Genomic DNA, 19,736 nt, shown 5'->3' with positions numbered 1-19,736 from the left:
ACACGAATTTGTACATAATGAGGCTGGCTATTTTTAGTAGTTAGGTGTCTTAACTTGTCGCATGTTTTATTATTAAATTAAAAGGCTTATAAATAAAAAGGCCTGCACTTGGCAGACCTTAGATTAAGTTGTCTTTAGATTAATTATCCATGTTATCAATGATTGCTTGACCAAATTCAGAACATCGAAGCAAAGTTGCACCTGGCATCAATCGCTCAAAGTCGTAGGTAACAGTTTTCGCAGCAATCGCTCCCGATACACCCTGAATAATCAAATCAGCAGCTTCAATCCACCCCATATCACGAAGCATCATTTCCGCAGAAAGAATAATAGAACCTGGATTTACTTTATCCTGGCCTGCATATTTCGGTGCCGTACCGTGAGTCGCTTCATACACAGAAATTGCACCACCAATATTTGCACCCGGCGCAATTCCAATACCACCTACTTCAGCTGCCAACGCATCAGAAATATAGTCACCATTTAAGTTAAGTGTCGCAATCACAGAATATTCAGAAGGACGCATTAAGATTTGCTGCAGAAAGGCATCTGCAATCACATCTTTAATAATGATCTCTTTACCCGTTCTTGGATTTTTAATTTTTACCCACGGGCCACCATCAATCAGCTCGCCACCAAAACGATCAATTGCCAGTTCATAACCCCATTCTTTGAATGCACCTTCGGTATATTTCATGATGTTGCCTTTATGCACTAAAGTTACACTTGGCTTATCATTATCAATCGCAAACTGGATCGCCTTACGCACTAAACGCTGAGTACCTTCTTTCGATACAGGTTTAATACCAATCCCACAATTATCTTCAAAACGAATCTTGGTTACACCCATTTCTTCTTTTAAGAATTTAATGACTTTTTTCGCTTCAGGAGAGTCCGCTTTCCATTCGATACCTGCATAAATATCTTCGGAATTTTCACGGAAAATCACCATGTCAGTCAATTCAGGGTGTTGAACAGGTGACGGTACTCCTTCAAACCAACGTACAGGGCGTACACAAACATAAAGGTCGAGTTCTTGGCGTAAAGCGACATTCAATGAACGAATACCACCGCCCACAGGCGTAGTTAATGGACCCTTAATCGAAACCACAAATTCTCGCAGCGCCTCAAAAGTTTCTTCAGGCATATAGGTACCGTAGATTTTATCTGCCTTTTCACCACAGTAAACTTCCATCCATTCGATCGAACGTTTACCACCATAAGCTTTTTGAATTGCGGCATCTACAACAGCTTTCATGGCAGGTGTAATATCAACACCAATACCATCCCCTTCAATAAAAGGAATGATTGGATGATTTGGAACATTCAGTGACAAGTCTGCATTTACAGTAATTTTGCTACCATCAGCAGGCACTACGATCTTCTGATAACCCATTGTTGAGGTTCTCCCTTTTATTATAGTTGGCAAATCCAAAATAATTGCCAAATAGACAATACTTCTAACCATTCTTAACGCATATCAGTCTAGTCTAATTCGTACATTTTTTGAGATTTATACGAGGAATAACAACATTTCTCTACTGAATAAAGCACAATGTTCCATTATTTAATGTCATTTAACCCATCATTTTTTATATAAATCAATATTCTCAATCATTCCTAATGCTTAAAAATAAAAGTATTAGCTATGCTTTTCCACACAAAGAAGTTTTCCAAGAGTCAGATCTTTTCCATGTTTCACACTGTAAACACAAGTAGTTAATTCTTATTTTTTAAATGATAATTACTCTATCCAACATATCAGCCGCCAAAATAACTACAAACTCACCCAATCAGATCTTTAAAAGTGAGAGTTAATATACGTTTTCACTATAAGCTTTATTTCCAATTTTTTGATTTGATATTCGCCATTTAATTTAAAAATCTATAACATTTTGACAATAGATTGATGACCAAACCAGTCACCTTAAAACCACAATATATTCATATATTTCATTGCATTAAATTATGCACCACAATAGATCACAAACAAAAAAACGTAATTTTATTTTTATTATTGGTGTTTTTTGCCATTGCTTTATATTTTAAAAAAATAATTTTCACAAAACCACAATCAAGTTAAGATTAATTACAAAAGTAATTCACTTTTACTATATGTTTTCACATGAATTTTAATGAAAAAATAAATCAAAATTCATTTTTTAATTCCTTCTGCCTATCCTATGGCCTCCAATCAAATTAACCATCTTTGCAATTATTATTTAGTCTTAAAATCTTTAACATTATTCCTGTTTTTTAAATCGTAATGAATTTTGAATTTATTGTGATTCAACCTATCTCATGGATGTAAATAATGGATAAAACTTACACTAAAGAAGAGAAGCGAGGCCGTATACGCGGTATCGTCGGCGCAGCTTCAGGAAACTTAGTAGAATGGTTTGATTTTTATATTTATGCTGTGTTTGCGGCATATTTCACTAAAGCATTAACTGCACCTGATATGGACTCCGGTACTCAAGCAATTTATGTATGGGGTGTCTTTGCAGCCAGCTTCTTTATGCGACCAATTGGTAGCTGGGTTTTCGGACGAATTGCCGATAAACATGGCCGTAAAAAATCAATGGTCATTTCCATCTGTCTTATGGCAGTAAGCTCTTTCTTATTTGCCGCACTCCCAACCTATGAACAAGTAGGAATGGCAGCGCCTTTCCTACTTTTACTTGTTCGCCTGCTACAGGGTTTATCTGTAGGTGGTGAATATGGTGCTGTAGCAACCTATATGAGTGAGCTTGGCTTAAAGGGTCAACGAGGCTTTTTTGCTTCTTTCCAATATGTCACTTTGTCAGGTGGTCAATTATTAGCAAGCTTGCTCGGTGTTATTATGTTGGCATTCCTATCAGAGCAGCAATTGCTTGATGGTGGCTGGCGTATTCCTTTTGTCATTGGTGGTATTGCTGCAATTATCTCCCTACTTGCACGTAGCCGTTTGGAAGAAACATTATCTAGCGAAGACAGTGATAAAGAAGAATCTGGAAGCTTAAGTGAACTGTTTAAAAATCACTGGAAAACCTTTTTATTGGTTGTAGGTTATACCTCTGCGGGTTCCCTCACCTTCTATGTGATTACAGTATATTCAAAGACCTACCTCACCAATATGGGTGTAGATAGTAAAACTGTCGGATTCATTATGACAGCTTCACTCTTTATCTTTATGCTTGCACAACCTGTATTTGGTGCTATTTCTGACCGCATTGGCCGTCGTGCTGCAATGCTTGCGTTCAGTGGTACTATGGCGATTTTCATCTATCCAGTCATGGTGATCTGGATGCCACATTTCAGTTATTCACCATTGATGGTTGCTCTGTTACTTATTTTCCTCATGATGTTGCTTAGCTTCTATACCTCTATCAGTGGATTGGTTAAGGCAGAAATGTTCCCACCACATGTTCGCGCATTGGGTGTTGGTTTCTCTTATGCTGTGGGTAATGCAATCTTTGGTGGTTCTGCACCATCTGTTGCACTACAGTTCAAAGCAGCGGGTATTGAAAGCACCTTCTTCCTTTATGTGATTGTCATGTTAGTGATCTGTTTCTTATGTAGTTTTAAATTACCGAAAGAACCGGAATATCTAAAACATGACCACTAAATAACATGGTTAAGCCCTTATTAATAGCTTGTGGTCACTGAATTTGAGATCTACGCTATTCAAAAAAGCTGTACTACCCAAAGGTGGTACAGCTTTTTTATTATAAGGCTTAGCTTCAATAGATGCTGTTTTCAAGTTGCCTATCTCAATTTCACGCAATGGTAAATTCTAGCAAGATAAAACCACCAATCCCCCCGCCTAAGAAAAATGTATTTACAACTCAGCCTTGGTAAATAAATAAAGTTGAAGAATACAAAGCGTAATCTGATATAGTAGCGCACATATCGTAGTCTTTATCTTTACCCAACTCTCTTCAAACGGGTAACTTTATCAAACTCAAAAATTTTATTGATATTTATTAGTGGTCTAAAGTGAAAATTGTCATTCTTAATAAACCTTATGACGTCCTCTCCCAGTTTCGTAAAGACGAAGCACATATGACGATGTCTGACTTCGTAGATGACTCGACTTTGCGTTTGGCGGGTCGTCTCGATATGGACTCTGAAGGTTTAGTTTTTTTAACTGATCATGGTGGTTTAAATCAATACATTACCAATCCTGCCAATAAGAAATTTAAAACTTATTTGGTGCAAGTTGATGGTGATGTGACTGAAGAAGCCCTAGAACAGTTGCGTAAAGGTGTTGAGCTAAAAGATGGTATGACTTTACCTGCTCAAGCGAATAAAGTTGAACAACCTGAATGGTTATGGGATCGTGATCCACCAGTACGTTTCCGTGCCAATATTCCAACATCTTGGATTGAAATTTCTATTTGTGAAGGCCGTAACCGTCAAGTCCGTCGTATGACTTCGGCTGTTGGTTTTCCAACTTTACGTTTGATCCGCACCAAGATTGGTGCAATTGATTTGGTTCAAATGGGTTTACAACCTGGTGAAACCAAAGAAATTGAACCATTACTTTATCCAGACTTCCAAAATATTCCAGCAGACGAACCTTATCGCTCACGCTCTTATGTGAAGAAACCTGGCGGTACAGGCGGAAAACCCATCGTTCGTAAGAATAAAGATGGTTCAACAAAGAAATCTGGAACTAAACGTATCTGGCAAATGGAAGATGGTGAAAAACCACGTCGTAAGACCAATGGTACCACCCGCCCAAATACCAAAGCACCACGTGGTCGTGGACGTAATAGTCGCTAGGATTTAGTCCTTCTAAGCTATAAAGCAATTGCCGCTTATTGTAAAAATGCCCAATGAATTTCATTGGGCGTTTTTATTTTATAACTAAAAAACTCAAGACCAATTAAAACCAATCGCCCCCTCATCATTTAAATTGATTCATGCGTAAACTTGCAAATAAATAACTTAAACAAAGATTTACTCCCTCAATAAAAAAGCCGATGCGTATGCATCGGCTTTTCTCACCAACAAGATCGTCGGTTTATAGCATTTAAAACTTAAACAGTTGCAAGTGTAGCGTTAAGCGTCGCACTTGGACGCATTACAGCTTCAACCTTAGCGGTATCAACTGCATAGTAACCACCAATATCCGCTGGCTTACCTTGAACAGCTGCAAGCTCAGCAAGGATTTTATCTTCGTTCTCATCCAATGCTTTTGCAAGTGGTGCAAACTTGGCTTTTAATTCAGCATCGTCATTTTGTGCAGCAAGTGCTTCAGCCCAGAACTTCGCAAGGTAGAAATGGCTACCACGGTTGTCAAGCTCACCTGTACGGCGTGATGGAGACTTGTCGTTATCCAACAATTGACCAGTTGCTTGATCCAATGTTTTCGCCAATAACTTAGCACGCGCATTGTCTTCTTTAATACCTAGCTCTTCTAAAGAAACAGCCAAGGCCAAGAATTCACCAAGAGAGTCCCAACGCAAGTGGTTTTCTTCTACAAGCTGTTGTACGTGTTTAGGTGCTGAACCACCCGCACCTGTTTCGTACATACCGCCACCCGCCATTAACGGAACGATAGACAACATTTTCGCAGAAGTACCCAATTCCATGATTGGGAACAAGTCAGTTAAGTAATCACGTAAAATGTTACCAGTCACTGAAATTGTATCTAAACCACGAGCAACACGTTCAAGCGTATAACGCATTGCACGTACTTGTGACATGATTTGGATATCAAGACCTGCTGTATCATGATCTTTCAAGTATTTTTGTACTTTCTTGATCAATTCATTTTCATGTGGACGGTATGGGTCAAGCCAGAAGATTGCTGGCATACCTGAGTTACGCGCACGCGTTACCGCAAGTTTTACCCAGTCACGAATCGGTGCGTCTTTCACCTGACACATACGCCAGATATCGCCTTCCTCAACGTTTTGTGACATCAACACTTCACCAGTTTCAAGATCTGTGATGTTTGCAACACCCGCTTCAGTGATCTCAAAAGTTTTGTCATGTGAACCGTATTCTTCAGCTTTTTGCGCCATCAAACCAACGTTTGGCACAGTACCCATAGTACGTGGGTCAAAGTTACCATTCCACTTACAGAAATTAATCATTTCTTGGTAGATACGTGCGAATGTTGACTCTGGCATAACAGCTTTACAATCATACTGCTTACCATCAGCACCCCACATTTTACCGCCACCACGAATCATCGCAGGCATAGATGCATCTACAATCACATCATTTGGTGAATGGAAGTTAGTAATACCTTTCGCTGAATCCACCATTGCAAGTGCAGGACGGTGTTCTTGGCAAGCATGAAGATCTTCAATGATCTCTTCACGTAATGATGTTGGTAAAGTTGCAATCTTCTCGTAAAGACCAGCCATACCGTTATTGACGTTAATACCTAACTCATCAAATAACTTAGCATGCTTTTCAAATGCTTCTTTATAGTAAATTTTTACACAGTGACCGAATACAATCGGGTGTGAAACTTTCATCATGGTTGCTTTTACATGCAACGAAAATAAAATGCCCGCTTCACGGCAATCATCAAGTTCTTTCTCATAGAAATCGCAAAGCGCTTTCTTGCTCATAAACATTGAATCGATGATTTCGCCATCAAGTAATGCAACTTTTGGCTTAAGCACAATGCTCTCACCATTTTTGGTGATAAGTTCCATTTTTACGTTACGCGCACGGTCAAGTGTCATTGACTTTTCACCGTGATAGAAATCGCCCTCATCCATATGCGAAACATGTGTTTGTGACCACTGTTTCCATTCGCTCATTGAATGTGGATGTTTCTTCGCATAGTTTTTCACTGCTGCAGGTGCACGACGGTCAGAGTTACCTTCACGTAACACTGGATTCACCGCTGAACCAAGGCACTTGCTATAACGTACCTTAATTGCTTTTTCTTCTTCAGTTGTTGGATTTTCAGGATAGTCTGGGATTGCATAACCCTTTGACTGAAGTTCCTTAATACATGCGCTCAACTGAGCAACAGATGCACTGATATTTGGGAGTTTGATAATGTTAGTGTCTGGATCTTGAGTAAGACGCCCTAAATGCGCAAGGTTGTCAGATACTTTCTGTTCATCGCTTAAGTATTCCGCGAATTCTGCAAGAACACGAGCAGCTACAGAAATATCAGTTTTGACAATCTCTACGCCAGCTGGCTTAGTAAAGGTCTCAATGATCGGCAGTAGCGAATAAGTCGCCAACAATGGCGCCTCGTCAGTCAGTGTGTAAATGATTGTTGACTTTCCACCAGCCATATATAGCCCCTTGCTTTAAATTGTGTTTTGAGAACCGAGCTTGTGACCCAGCCCTTACGAACCGACTTGCTTAAATTTAACCCCAAGAGTATCAGCCTTCCTGGTATTACAGTCAACGTAAGATCTGTGATAACGACATTTCGTAAAAAAATGGTACATCACAAATATTGCATTAATATCAATGTTTGCACAAAAATTAAGCATTTTCTTGTAAAAATAGCCATTCCGACCAAGAGCAACAACAATCCATGCCGTCTTCTGCTTTATTGTTTTAAACATTAAAAATTTTATCTTGCTGATTCTTACAGACTGAGCAGCAAATTGAAAGCCATTGAAAACAGATCGACGCGCTTCAGCGACATAAAACAAGCCAAACAGCACAAACAAAAATTAGCTAAATACTATTTAAATTTTAAATCATTCAAGTCTGCCTTAAGGTGAATGAGCAAATGAATGGAAAATTATTTATTCCCCTAATGCGCTGGTCACGATATGACAATAAATATTATTTGGTTAACTTATACTCACAAAACAACAATACTTTTACCTTGAATAGTAAGTCAAAAAATCGTTATTAATAAATTACATGTTTAATTTTCCATCACATCATTGATGGAAGAATAACCTTCAATGATGTATTTCCGATCCCAAAATTAATATTAAAACTGTAGAGGTAATATGTTAATGCTATTACTCATCGTAATACTTATTCAAATCATCTCACTCTGGGCCGTTTTCTTTTTTGCACTTCATCGAACAGTCGGAAGTATCACTACGATTGTCATTGCAATTCTGAGCGCTGTGATCAGCCCGTGGTCTCTCATCCTTGGTCTTCCGCTTATTCTCATCAGTTTAGTGTTACTGATTGAACCACTGCGAATGCAAGTTTTGACTAAACCGGCCTATAAAACATTAGCCAATGCAATGCCAAGCATGAGTACCACTGAACGTGAAGCATTGGATGCGGGTACCAGTTGGTGGGAAAAAGAATTATTTATGGGGGCGCCAGATTGGGAAAAATTTAACAATTATCCCTACCCGACGCTTAGTAATGAAGAGCAATCTTTTTTAGATCATGAGGTTGAACAACTCTGTCAGTTGCTAGATGAATGGGAAATTCATCAAAATAAAGACCTGAATGCAGAGACATGGCAATTTATTAAAGACAATGGCTTTTTTGGACTCATCATCCCTAAAACTTATGGTGGTCGTGAATTTAGCTCTTTTGCACAAAGTCGTATTATGAGCAAAATTGCTTCACGTTCTCTAACCACCGCTGTAACCTGTATGGTGCCTAACTCATTAGGACCAGGTGAGCTCTTACTGAATTATGGTACAGACGAACAAAAAAATCGTTATTTGCCCGGCTTAGCCAAGGGTGAGGAAATTCCTTGTTTTGGACTCACCAGTCCTGAAGCGGGTTCTGATGCTGGGGCGATTCCAGATACTGGCGTGGTTTGTTATGGGGAATTCGAAGGTCAACAAGTGCTTGGCTTAACAATGAATTTCTCAAAACGCTGGATTACCCTAGCACCCGTTGCAACAGTAGTCGGTCTCGCCTTCAAACTGTATGACCCAGATGGCTTATTGGGAGATAAAACTAAAACTGAGTATGGTATTACCTGTGCTCTTATACCCGCCTCTCATGCAGGCGTAGAGGTTGGACCAAGGCACCATCCGGGTGGTTCCCCATTTATGAATGGTACAGTCGAAGGTAAAGATGTCTTTATTCCGCTTGACTGGATTATTGGTGGCGCAAAAAATGCGGGGAATGGCTGGCGTATGCTGATGGAATGTCTGGCTGTTGGACGTGGTATTTCACTTCCTGCACTTTCTACAGCCGCAGGTGAAATGACGTATTTATCTGTAGGTGCATTCGCTAAAATTCGTCAACAATTTAAATTATCAGTAGGTAAATTTGAAGGGGTGCAAGAAGTTAGTAGTGACATCGTCAGCCATACCTATATGTTGGAAGCTTTTCGCTATTTAGTCACTTGCGGTTTAAATCAAGGTGGCAAACCCGCTGTTATGACCGCGATGGCAAAATACTATGCCACTGAAACGATGCGAAAAATCGTCAATCATGGTATGGACATCACTGGTGGTCGTGGTATTCAACAAGGTCCGCGTAACTTTCTTGCCAATATGTATCAAGCCATTCCGATCTCGATAACGGTTGAAGGGGCAAATATCTTAAGCCGTTCGTTGATGATCTTTGGTCAAGGTTCGATGCGTTGCCATCCTTATTTATTTGAGGAATTACAACTGTTACAGGCCGAAGATAAAGCCTCTGCCTTAAATACATTTAACACCATGTTATATCAACATTTAGGCTACACCTTAAACCGTGGCGCGCGTGCGTTCACTTATGGATGGTTTGGGGCAAGTAGTCAACGACCTGACTCATCAGATGCCTTTACTCAACCTTATTATAAAATCATCAATCGATTCAGTACTGACTTCGCCCTAACCGCAGATATGTGTCTTGGACTGTTAGCCGGTGATATTAAGCGTAAAGAAATGCTCTCAGGGCGATTAGCTGATATTCACTCCAAAATGTTTATTGCGACAGCCATTCTCAAATTTTATGAAAATGGTCAAAGATCTTCGCAAGAACAGGTACATGCCAAACTTGCATTGGACGAAATGCTTTATGATGCCCAAGAAGCATTTTTTGGCTTATTTGATAATTTTCCGATTCAAATTGCATCAAGTCTGGTTAAATTTGTTTGTTTCCCATTTGGTCGACCGATCAAAAAACCGAGTGATCGTCAAAAGAGTGAAGCAGCGGAACTGATCATGCAAGATAACCCGTTCCGAGATTATTTAAAAACGCAGGTTTATTATACTGTTGATCCGAACGATGCTTTTGGACGAATGGAAGCCACCTTTAATCTACTCACAACCGTTGAAGACGATTGGAACAGCTTTAAAAAAGCGGAATCTAAAGGTGAATATCAAGGGCTAACATTTGAAGAGCGCATACAGGATGCAGTCACTCGTGGCTTAATCAGCGATGATTTAGCCACAAAATTAACCCAATATAATGCACTTCGTTATGACAGTATGCTCACAGATATTTTTGATGAAAAATTAGAGCAGGTGTTGGTATTAGAAAATCCTCATCTTCACTCAACTTAAATCTATTTGGCAAATGCCATTTAAGAGATAAGGCAATATAAAACGTTGACCATAAACAGCGATTCACCATCGCTGTTTTTTAACATAGACATATTGCCAATGGGTTATTTGACTATTTCGGTATAGTGTTAAAAATATAATAGCTGAGGAAAAAAGACGATGTCTCAACAAGATTATGAAAATGGCTTAAAAGTCCGTACAGAAGTGATGGGAGAAAGCTTTGTAAAACGCGCTCAAGACAATACTGTTGCTTTTACAAGACCTTTGCAAGACTGGATCAATGAGCATGCATGGGGTTCAACTTGGCAACGTGAGGGTGTTTTACCACGTAAATACCGCTCTTTGATTACCATTGCATTTTTAGTTGCACAAAAAAGCCCAACCGAACTAAAAGGTCATATTCGTGGTGCATTGAATAATGGCGCAACAGTTGAAGAAATTCAGGAAGTGTTATTACACAGTTTACCTTACTGTGGCGCACCCACAACCCAAGAAGCATTTCGTGCAGCGCTCGAAGTCATCAATGAATACCAAAAAGAATCATAGACAAGCAATACGTTCTATTTTCAATATAGGCCATGCTAAAAACTATGGCCTATATTGCCGAGTTAATTCCAAAACACATTAAAGCTATAGAAAAACTCATCCACTTCAAAGCGGATATGATATCCCAATTGGGTTAACTCAGAAGAAAGCCCACGAATATCCTCTAAAGCTAGATGTTTAGGTAAAACTGTAAAAACAGCAGTATTGCCCTGCTTGGCATTCTCTTCAATCATTTGGGCTAAACGAACTTTATACAACTCTATATTTAAGTTTGAATTGGCTGCCAATCGTTTCGCATCTTCAGCATGAATAAACATTGTTTAATTTCCATATTATTGTTTTCAAAGGTGTCACTACAAGATATAAATAAATATCGGAATACGCTGTATGCTTTACTTTATGTTCGAAGGCATATACTAAAATATATAGTCACGATAAAAATCGTTGTAACTATAAAAAATCATAAGAAATTTTTTACACACTTTCTGGGTTCACTTCTAGCAAAAACCTACTCACAAAAATCAAAATAAATCCAGTGCTTTATTTCAATGAAATTTAACTTTTGTATTTAAAAAGTAAATGATAATTGTTATTATTTACTTAATTTTTAACCTTTCATTATTTGATTGCCTATGAATAGCCAGACTGAACTCGATGCACTTAGCGCGTCAGTTTCAACTCCGACTGTATCTACACGAGCTAAATCCGCACCGTCCCTCATACAATATCGTGTCATGATTTTCTATCGTTTTGCTCTGGCAATTCTTGGTGGTTATCTGCTTGCGTCTTTGTCCGCTATAGTGATTGCAAAAACATTTGCTGATTATCGTGCCACGGCTGCGATGAGTGCAACGCTACTTGCTTTCTGTATTCACTGTGCTGCATTCATTTGGGTTTTTATGGTCAATAAGACATCAAAAGCCAGCTTAGGCATACTGATTCCAAGTATCATTTTATTTGTCATTTATAAAATGATGGGGAATTAAGATGCGCGTAGATTCAAAAGTTGAAGGTCCACGCCAATCTATGTCATGGTTACATACATGGGCAAGCTTAATTCTTGGTTGGTTACTCTATGCAATTTTTTTGACAGGAACATTGAGTTTCTTTCAGTCTGAAATAACGGCTTGGATGAAACCAGAAATACATCAATCCGTTCCAAGTGATTCTCAAGTACAGCAAACCCAAGTTGCCTTAGATTATCTACAAAAGAACTATCCTGATGCTGGTAGTTGGACGATTCAATTACCCAATTCTAGACAGACCACAACTGAATTAAATATTCGTAAACAAGGTGAAGATCTACAAGCGCGTCGTGGTGGGGAAAGAATCACCATAGACAGTGCAACTGGACAAGTTATTGAAGCACGAGACACCCGTGGTGGTGGTTTTCTATATCGCTTTCACTTTGAACTGTATGGGTTTGATCGTATTTGGGCACGTTGGATCGTCGGTTTAGCTACCATGCTGATGTTTGTGGCAATTATCAGTGGCATTATCACCCATAAAAAAATTTTTAAAGATTTCTTTACGTTCCGTTCAGGTAAAGGCCAACGCTCTTGGTTAGATGCACATAATGCCACAGCTGTTTTTGCCCTTCCCTTTCATATCATGATCACCTTCAGTGGTTTGTTATTACTAATGTTTATGTTTATGCCTTGGGGAATCAACCAAGTCTATAAAGATCGACAAGAGTTTTTTCAAGAGATGCGCGGAGGTGCAGTTCAGCAAAATAATGCTCGCAATAGAAATGCTGAAAACCGTACTGGTTCTGCAAATACAAGTCAAACTCAAGGTCAAAATGAACAACGCTCACGAGGTGAAAGAGGCAAAAAACATCAACAAGATGTTGGTCATCCTGCGCCACTCACCGACTTAACCCCGCTTATTACAACCGCACAAGCGCAGTGGAAAGAAAATCCGATTGCTTCTATTCAAATCATTGCGCCAAATACATCCAATGCCACCATTGAACTTCGCGCTTTATATGCGAAGAGTGTAGTTCAGCGTGGTGTTTACCCCATTTTAAAATTCGATGGCGTGACTGGCAAAGACATCAGCGAAGCGGCTCAAGCAAACAATGCCTCTATCCCAATGGGGATTTACAATGTGGTGACTGTATTGCATGAAGCACGTGGTCTTGATTTAACCTTCCGCTGGTTATTGTTCTTCTCTGGTGTAATGGGCACATTAATGGTTGCAACGGGGCTGATCTTATGGTGCGTCAAACGTGCACCGCAACAACAAAAACAAGGCTATAAATCATTTGGTTATCGTTTTGTTGAAGTGATGAATATTGCCGCTGTGATTGGATTACCTATTGCATGTGCAGCCTACTTCTACGCCAATCGTTTCATTCCATTTGAAATAGAAACACGTTTAAATTGGGAAATTAGAGCCTTCTTTATTGTATGGTTAGCTACGTTAATTTATGCAGCGCTTCGCCCACATCGTCAAGCTTGGCTAGAACTTCTATTGTTCTCTGGTGTTGCTTTTGCCCTATTGCCTATTGTCAATTTTATTACGGGTGGTCAAGCACTTTGGAACAGTATTGCCAATGGCCAATGGATGATTGCGTCTTTTGATTTAATGACATGGGCGCTTGCGATTTTGTTTTTCTACTCATTTTATAAAGTTAAAAAACATAAAGGGCTTCCTGTCAAAAAAGCCAGACATGTACCTTCAAATAAGGAGATTTCAGCGTGATTTTCTTCTTATTAATTTGGTCTTTGTCTAGCTTGGCTTTTATCGCGCTTGCCAGCGCAATGTCAAAGCATCAAAAACAGTTCTATGGACATGAACTAAGCCCCAAACAAACCCAACTTGCTTCTATTGCTGGTTGGGCTTTACTGCTGATTTCACTGATCATTTGTGTCATGTCAGGGCAGCTTAGTAGCATGCTCAGCATTTGGGTTGGAGTACTGACCTTTTCAGCATTATTTGTTGGGGTGTTATTAAGCTATTACAGTTTAAAAATGAAATTGGCTGCCAGCTTTTGTGTGGGCATCAGCTTAATCACAAGTGTGATGCTACTCATTTAAACTGTTTCACAAAAATCAGTTATAATCATTAGCCAATCTACGGATTGGCTTTTTTTCTATCAAATTTATTGCCTTGTATTGGTATTTTTATGTCTAAACCACTTTCAATCCCTTCAGAATTACTCAATCGTGCGGCAATGGGCAATCCCGCTGCACAATTTGAACTTGCTGAAATATATATGCAAAGTGAAGATGAAGATAACAATCAACTTGCAGAAGAATGGGCACTCAAAGCAGCACAATTAGGCCATGTTGAAGCCATGTATTGGTTAGGTGAAGGCTATGCTTATTATGCAAAAGATATCCTTGAAGAAGATCCTAAAGAAGCCAAGGCTTATTTTGAACATGCCCACCGCTGGTTAGAGCAAGCGGCCAAACATCAGCATCCTGCTGCTATTTTAGAGTTATCCAATTTCTATCGTCGTGGCGATGTGGTTGAAAAAGATCTGGTGAAATCAGTAGAGCTGGTTGAGCAAGCAGCAAAACTGGGTGAAGTCCAAGCCATGCGTGATCTTGTTTGTATTTATGAACACGGGATGGGCGTTGAGGTTGATGAAGAAAAAGCTGATTTTTGGGCTGAAAAAGCCAAGTCAGCTGAAGACACCTCAGTATAATTTATAAATTTAAGCCCATATAAAATGGGCTTAAATTTGATTCACTTATTTAATTACGTAAATGCACAAAAATTACATCTAAATCTTGTTTAGGTACAAAGTTTTTCTCAACCATTTGGAATTGTGTCGGGTTAATTTTATTGACTTTACCTTTCCAACAAAACGATACCAACTCTCCCTGATCACGTTCAATGGTCAATTTAAAGTTTTCAATCGGTTTCGCCCAATTTGCCCCAGTAGTCAAGATATAACTCAGTGCATTAAAAGGCGAATGTTCCGACTGTGCTTTTTTCAAGCCTTTCTTAAAATTACTGTCCATACAAAATTGTTGATTATATTCATCTGGATATAATGCAACCGAACCACCCACTAAAGGTTTATATTGATGTTTTACCTGTGTAATTGAATTGGCTTTAAAAGTTTGCTTCCAGCTATAAACCACTTGTGATGACCAGTTGATGACTTCGTCTGGATTTTTAGGCAAAATGCTTTTTACTTTAGGGTTTGAGCAGCTTTTTAGTTTCTTTTCAAATACCCCATATTCATCACTTTTACGATTCCAAGGATTTAACATTTCAGTTTGTGAAAAACCACATTGTTTAAATAACTCAGTGACATCAATCGCTTTAGACTTTTCGTCTCTTTGTATAAATGTCTGCACATGCATTGTCGGTTGAACCGCTTTTCCATTAACCTGAATTTTAAAACTTTTTAATAAATCCTCAGTGTGGGCAAAATCGGATTCAAAAGTATTATCAACTCGTGGTAAAGGGAAAAAAACAGTTTCAGTAATATCCTGATTACTGAGGTTTTTAAATTGATAATCGACCTTAATTAATTTTTTACTAATAAATAAGTCTTCACCTTGCATGGCAATATTTTTATTTTTAAGGTACTCAATTCCCCCTGTTCCCACATAACCTGTAGAATCATTGGCAAAAGCTGATGTCGCTGTCAGAATCGATGTGATCAATACGATTTTTTTCATTCTCTTTAATCCAAATCAGGAAATTCTATTGTTTGATAATGCACACAATAAATGGATTCATCAAAAATAATATGTCTAGCAATCTGTTTGATAATCTGTTCTTGTAAAAGAATTTCTTTTTCTAAAACTTCATTCCAATAGATTGAGTTTTCTGAAAAATTCTCATAATAATCCAATACTTCAATCATCGCATTAAACAAAGCCACTAAATGCTGGCTTTTGTTTTGATTTGACACCATCAAGAAAAAGGCATCCAAAGAAATCACTTCAATGGCCGCTAATTCCTCATAATCATCGGCATATTCATCTACTAAAGCATTTAATTGTCGAATTTGCTTTTGATAATCAATTAAATTTTCTTGATCAACATCCTGAAACAATTGTTTTTTATCAATTTTAATTTGATAATTTTGTTCAATAGCAGATTGAAACGTTGGTAATTTTTCAAAAAAAGCAAAAACAGCTTTCACCAAACTTTTCCGCTGTTCAAGAGAAGCCTGCTCAATGGCTTGTCGTAATGCAAAGCTATGCTGATCTATTATTTTTACAATATCCATAAATTTAATGTTCCCGATATTCACTTTTTAAACCCAAAAAAACCAGATATAGAAAAAGCAAAGCACGCATCATAATCACAAATACTGCAATCATCGTTGCACAGCTCTAGCACTTGGCAAACGCTTAAACGCATCATCTTGATTTTATTTCTGTTTATATATCAGTAAATACTGATCATATTTTTGCATAGCTTAGCGATTCAAAAACAATTCTATCTTTTAGTTGAATATTAACCAACTACATTTGAACTCTATTAAAATCTAGGTACAATAGTCGCCAGTCGAGGGATGCTGCGACTTTTTCACAGGCACATAAATGTGAAATCGCTAGGCTCGACGATTCGGTCAGACCTTCGTGCTGATCAACAACGGCATCCGCGAACTGAATGATCAATATTTTTTTAATATAAAGGAGATCGTGATGAACGCGGTTAATGCTTCATTTACAGATTATAAAGTTGCAGATATTTCCCTCGCTGACTACGGTCGTAAAGAAATCAAACTTGCTGAAGCAGAAATGCCAGCGTTGATGGGCTTACGTAAACGTTATTCAGCAGCAAAACCTCTTGCTGGCGCAAAAATTCTTGGTTGTATTCATATGACCATTCAAACTGCTGTTTTAATTGAAACACTGGTTGAATTAGGCGCAGAAGTACGTTGGACTTCATGTAACATCTTCTCAACTCAAGACCATGCAGCAGCAGCAATTGCAGCATCTGGTGTTCCAGTATTCGCTTGGAAAGGTGAAACTGAAGAAGAATACATGTGGTGTCTTGAGCAACAAATCAATGTTAATGGCACGCCTTGGGATGCCAACATGATTCTTGATGATGGTGGTGATTTAACTGCTGTTGTTCATGAAAAATATCCTGAACTTATTGCTAAAATTCATGGTATTACAGAAGAAACGACTACGGGTGTTCAACGTCTAAACGAAATGTTCCGTGATGGTACTTTAAAAGTTCCTGCAATTAACGTGAATGATTCAATCACAAAATCTAAAAACGACAATAAATATGGTTGCCGTCATTCATTAAATGATGCAATCAAACGCGGTACAGATATGTTGTTATCTGGTCGTCGTGCGCTAGTAATTGGTTATGGTGATGTTGGTAAAGGTTCTGCTCAATCACTTCGCCAAGAAGGTATGATTGTACGTGTAACTGAAATTGACCCAATCTGTGCAATGCAAGCATGTATGGACGGTTATGAAGTTGTTTCTCCATATAAAAATGGTGTACAAACAGGTAAAAAAGAAGACATTAACCTAGACCTTCTTCAAAATACTGATTTGATCGTAACAACAACTGGTAACTACCACGTATGTGATTCTGCAATGTTAGATACATTAAAAGCAGGTTCAGTGGTGTGTAATATCGGACACTTTGATACTGAAATCGATACAAACTATTTACGTGGTTACAAGTGGGTTGAAGTTAAGCCTCAAGTACACCAAGTGTATCGTACAGAAAATGAAAATGATTACCTGATTCTTCTTTCAGAAGGTCGTTTGGTTAACCTTGGTAATGCAACAGGTCACCCTTCACGCGTGATGGATGGTTCTTTTGCGAACCAAGTATTAGGTCAAATGCACTTATTCGCAGAGAAATTTGCTGATCTTCCAGAAGATCAAAAAGCAGCACAGATCCGTGTTGAACTGATTCCTAAGAAATTAGATGAAGAAGTTGCTGCTGCAATGGTTGCTGGTTTTGGTGGTGTATTGACGCAATTGACTCAAGTTCAAGCAGATTACTTGGGCGTTGCAGTTGAAGGTCCATTTAAATCTGAGGCTTATAAGTACTAAGTTTTAATCCCCTCTCCCTAGCTTTCTCTCTTAGGGAGAAAGCAATATTCATTAACGTATTAATGAATATAAAGGCAAGGTCCTCTCCTTTTAGGAAAGGACCTCGGAGAGGCTAAAACAAATTAAAAAAGTATGAATAAAAAAGGATTTAACCATGACCAAACGTGTTCCAATTTCGTTTGAGTTTTTCCCGACCAAAACTGATGCAGGGGCGGAAAAACTTAAGCTTGTTCATCAAGAATTACAGCTTTTAAATCCAGAGTTTTTCTCGATAACTTATGGAGCTGGTGGTTCTACTCGTGAACGTACACTAGCCGCAATTGCTGACTTTAATGGTAAAGGCACACCTGTTGCCCCTCACCTTTCATGTATTGGTGATGACAAAGTCCGTATTGCTGAATTACTCGATATCTATAAAGCTCAAGGGATTGATCGTATTGTTGCACTTCGAGGTGATTTACCTTCAGGTCAAGTCGGCCTAGGTGAACTGCCTTATGCGACTGATTTGGTCCGTTTTATTCGTGAACACTCAGGTGATCATTTTAAAATTGAAGTTGCGGCATATCCTGAAATGCATCCACAAGCTGACAACTTTGATGCAGACATTCAGCACTTTGCAGAAAAAGTCAAAGCAGGTGCAAATGCAGCCATCACTCAATTTTTCTTTAATCCAGATGCCTATTTCTATTTTGTAGAGCGTATCCAAAAACAAGGAATTGATATTCCTGTTGCGCCAGGAATTATGCCAATTACCAATGCCAGCAATTTAATCCGCTTTGCAGATGGGACAGGTGCAGAAATTCCGCGCTGGATTCGTAAGCAACTTGCGACCTATGGTGATGACACTGCAAGTATCAAAGCCTTTGGACATGAAGTTGTGATCAAACTGTGTGAACGCCTTATTGCAGGAGGTGCACCAAGTTTGCATTTCTATAGCATGAATCATACTGAGCCAAACCGCCAATTGGTACTTGATCTCGGTTTAGCTTAAATCAAAATTGCATCATCAACTTGTGAGTAATACTGCATGCCCCGTTTTTATATTGAAACTGATTTAGCTGTCGAAACTACGGTTGAACTCACTGAAACAGTATTTCATCATTGGGTCAAAGTATTGCGTGCACAAGTGGGTGAAAAAGCCACCTTGTTCAATGGACAAGGGGGTGAATATGAAGTGACTTTAACAGCGGTCGCAAAAAAATCTGCTTCTGTTTTAGTCAATTCATTTAATCCAGATAACCGTACCCCTGCTTTTACAGCCCTACTTGGACAAGTCATGAGTAAGGGCGATCGTATGGATTATGCGATTCAAAAAGCTGTGGAATTGGGCGTATCTCAAATTCAATTGCTCACATCAGAACGCTGTGAAATGCGTTTAAAATATGATCGAGATCAAAAGAAATTAGATCATTGGCAAGCTATAGCGATTGCAGCTTGTGAACAATGTGGTATGAATCTTGTTCCGCAGATTTTAGCGCCTCTAAGCCTAAACGAATGGATCAAAACTGAATTACCGCAGAGCAAATTTGTCCTTGCGCCTGAAAAAGAGCAGACAGATGTACTGAAAGATATAAGCCCTGATATTGCCCTTTTGATTGGCCCTGAAGGTGGCTTAAATGAAGCTGAAATTGATCAGGCCAACCAATATGGATTTAAAAATTGGTGCATCGGTGATCGTATTTTAAGAACTGAAACAGCCCCTGTAGTTGCTTTATCAATTTTGAATTATCAAAGCTTTAAAAAGTGATGTATGTCATGTAAAATAATTGCAAATTGGATGATTTCACAG

The 19,736-nt window shown here is 38.7% G+C and carries 16 protein-coding genes; 11 read left to right on the top strand and 5 right to left on the bottom strand.

Going from position 1 to position 19,736, the window contains the following annotated elements:
* Nucleotides 1-139: 139 nt before the first annotated feature.
* Nucleotides 140-1,396, bottom strand: a complete 1,257-nt coding sequence (gene icd, locus GJV03_RS07980) for an NADP-dependent isocitrate dehydrogenase (protein ID WP_004716997.1) — start codon at nucleotides 1,394-1,396, stop codon at nucleotides 140-142.
* Between the two features lie 918 nt (nucleotides 1,397-2,314).
* On the opposite strand from icd, the gene GJV03_RS07975 reads away from it, so the two are divergent.
* Together GJV03_RS07975 and GJV03_RS07970 are read left to right on the top strand one after the other, a co-directional pair.
* Entirely contained in the window at nucleotides 2,315-3,607 is a 1,293-nt protein-coding gene (locus GJV03_RS07975; RefSeq protein WP_004823065.1) for an MFS transporter, read from the top strand.
* Between the two features lie 371 nt (nucleotides 3,608-3,978).
* A complete protein-coding gene (locus GJV03_RS07970) occupies nucleotides 3,979-4,767 on the top strand; it encodes a pseudouridine synthase (protein ID WP_354666843.1) in 789 nt (262 codons plus the stop codon).
* A gap of 257 nt (nucleotides 4,768-5,024) precedes the next feature.
* Here GJV03_RS07970 and GJV03_RS07965 read toward each other — a convergent pair whose 3' ends face one another.
* Nucleotides 5,025-7,256 carry an NADP-dependent isocitrate dehydrogenase gene (locus GJV03_RS07965; protein ID WP_004823068.1) on the bottom strand — a complete coding sequence of 744 codons (2,232 nt, stop codon included), beginning with the start codon at nucleotides 7,254-7,256 and terminating at the stop codon, nucleotides 5,025-5,027.
* Nucleotides 7,257-7,934: 678 nt separating this feature from the next.
* On the opposite strand from GJV03_RS07965, the gene GJV03_RS07960 reads away from it, so the two are divergent.
* Together GJV03_RS07960 and GJV03_RS07955 are read left to right on the top strand one after the other, a co-directional pair.
* Nucleotides 7,935-10,397, top strand: a complete 2,463-nt coding sequence (locus GJV03_RS07960; protein WP_171501844.1) for an acyl-CoA dehydrogenase — start codon at nucleotides 7,935-7,937, stop codon at nucleotides 10,395-10,397.
* Nucleotides 10,398-10,556: 159 nt separating this feature from the next.
* On the top strand, nucleotides 10,557-10,943 hold the full coding sequence (locus tag GJV03_RS07955; RefSeq protein ID WP_004823072.1) for a carboxymuconolactone decarboxylase family protein: 387 nt from the start codon (nucleotides 10,557-10,559) through the stop codon (nucleotides 10,941-10,943).
* A gap of 62 nt (nucleotides 10,944-11,005) precedes the next feature.
* Here GJV03_RS07955 and GJV03_RS07950 read toward each other — a convergent pair whose 3' ends face one another.
* A complete protein-coding gene (locus GJV03_RS07950; RefSeq protein WP_004717008.1) occupies nucleotides 11,006-11,260 on the bottom strand; it encodes a hypothetical protein in 255 nt (84 codons plus the stop codon).
* 315 nt (nucleotides 11,261-11,575) lie between these two features.
* Between GJV03_RS07950 and GJV03_RS07945 the strand changes: the two genes are divergently transcribed.
* The 4 genes from GJV03_RS07945 to GJV03_RS07930 all read left to right on the top strand — a co-directional run bounded on the left by GJV03_RS07945 (nucleotide 11,576) and on the right by GJV03_RS07930 (nucleotide 14,598).
* Nucleotides 11,576-11,929 (top strand): hypothetical protein, encoded by a 354-nt coding sequence (locus GJV03_RS07945; protein ID WP_004717011.1) that lies wholly within the window; start codon nucleotides 11,576-11,578, stop codon nucleotides 11,927-11,929.
* Nucleotide 11,930: 1 nt separating this feature from the next.
* Entirely contained in the window at nucleotides 11,931-13,649 is a 1,719-nt protein-coding gene (locus GJV03_RS07940) for a PepSY-associated TM helix domain-containing protein (RefSeq protein ID WP_154129814.1), read from the top strand.
* Entirely contained in the window at nucleotides 13,646-13,984 is a 339-nt protein-coding gene (locus GJV03_RS07935; RefSeq protein WP_105713649.1) for a DUF3325 domain-containing protein, read from the top strand. Before GJV03_RS07940 ends, GJV03_RS07935 begins: the two co-directional genes overlap by 4 nt.
* An 89-nt stretch (nucleotides 13,985-14,073) precedes the next feature.
* Nucleotides 14,074-14,598 (top strand): tetratricopeptide repeat protein, encoded by a 525-nt coding sequence (locus GJV03_RS07930; protein ID WP_056513590.1) that lies wholly within the window; start codon nucleotides 14,074-14,076, stop codon nucleotides 14,596-14,598.
* Between the two features lie 49 nt (nucleotides 14,599-14,647).
* On the opposite strand, the gene GJV03_RS07925 is transcribed toward GJV03_RS07930, so the two are convergent.
* Both GJV03_RS07925 and GJV03_RS07920 read right to left on the bottom strand, forming a co-directional pair.
* Nucleotides 14,648-15,586 carry a DUF4424 family protein gene (locus GJV03_RS07925; RefSeq protein ID WP_154129813.1) on the bottom strand — a complete coding sequence of 313 codons (939 nt, stop codon included), beginning with the start codon at nucleotides 15,584-15,586 and terminating at the stop codon, nucleotides 14,648-14,650.
* Between the two features lie 5 nt (nucleotides 15,587-15,591).
* Nucleotides 15,592-16,143: a hypothetical protein gene (locus tag GJV03_RS07920; protein ID WP_154129812.1), complete on the bottom strand. Its 552-nt coding sequence runs from the start codon at nucleotides 16,141-16,143 to the stop codon at nucleotides 15,592-15,594.
* 421 nt (nucleotides 16,144-16,564) lie between these two features.
* On the opposite strand from GJV03_RS07920, the gene ahcY reads away from it, so the two are divergent.
* From ahcY to GJV03_RS07905, 3 genes are all read left to right on the top strand, one after another.
* Nucleotides 16,565-17,947 carry an adenosylhomocysteinase gene (gene ahcY / locus GJV03_RS07915; protein ID WP_004717024.1) on the top strand — a complete coding sequence of 461 codons (1,383 nt, stop codon included), beginning with the start codon at nucleotides 16,565-16,567 and terminating at the stop codon, nucleotides 17,945-17,947.
* Nucleotides 17,948-18,101: 154 nt separating this feature from the next.
* Nucleotides 18,102-18,938 carry a methylenetetrahydrofolate reductase [NAD(P)H] gene (metF, locus tag GJV03_RS07910; RefSeq protein WP_154129811.1) on the top strand — a complete coding sequence of 279 codons (837 nt, stop codon included), beginning with the start codon at nucleotides 18,102-18,104 and terminating at the stop codon, nucleotides 18,936-18,938.
* Between the two features lie 36 nt (nucleotides 18,939-18,974).
* A complete protein-coding gene (locus tag GJV03_RS07905; protein WP_154129810.1) occupies nucleotides 18,975-19,694 on the top strand; it encodes a 16S rRNA (uracil(1498)-N(3))-methyltransferase in 720 nt (239 codons plus the stop codon).
* Nucleotides 19,695-19,736 lie beyond the last annotated feature (42 nt).

Source organism: Acinetobacter sp. RIT698 (assembly GCF_009668065.1).
Lineage (GTDB): Bacteria > Pseudomonadota > Gammaproteobacteria > Pseudomonadales > Moraxellaceae > Acinetobacter > Acinetobacter guillouiae.
Note: the sequence above shows the minus strand (reverse complement) of the source record. Positions and strands in the feature narration are given on the sequence as shown.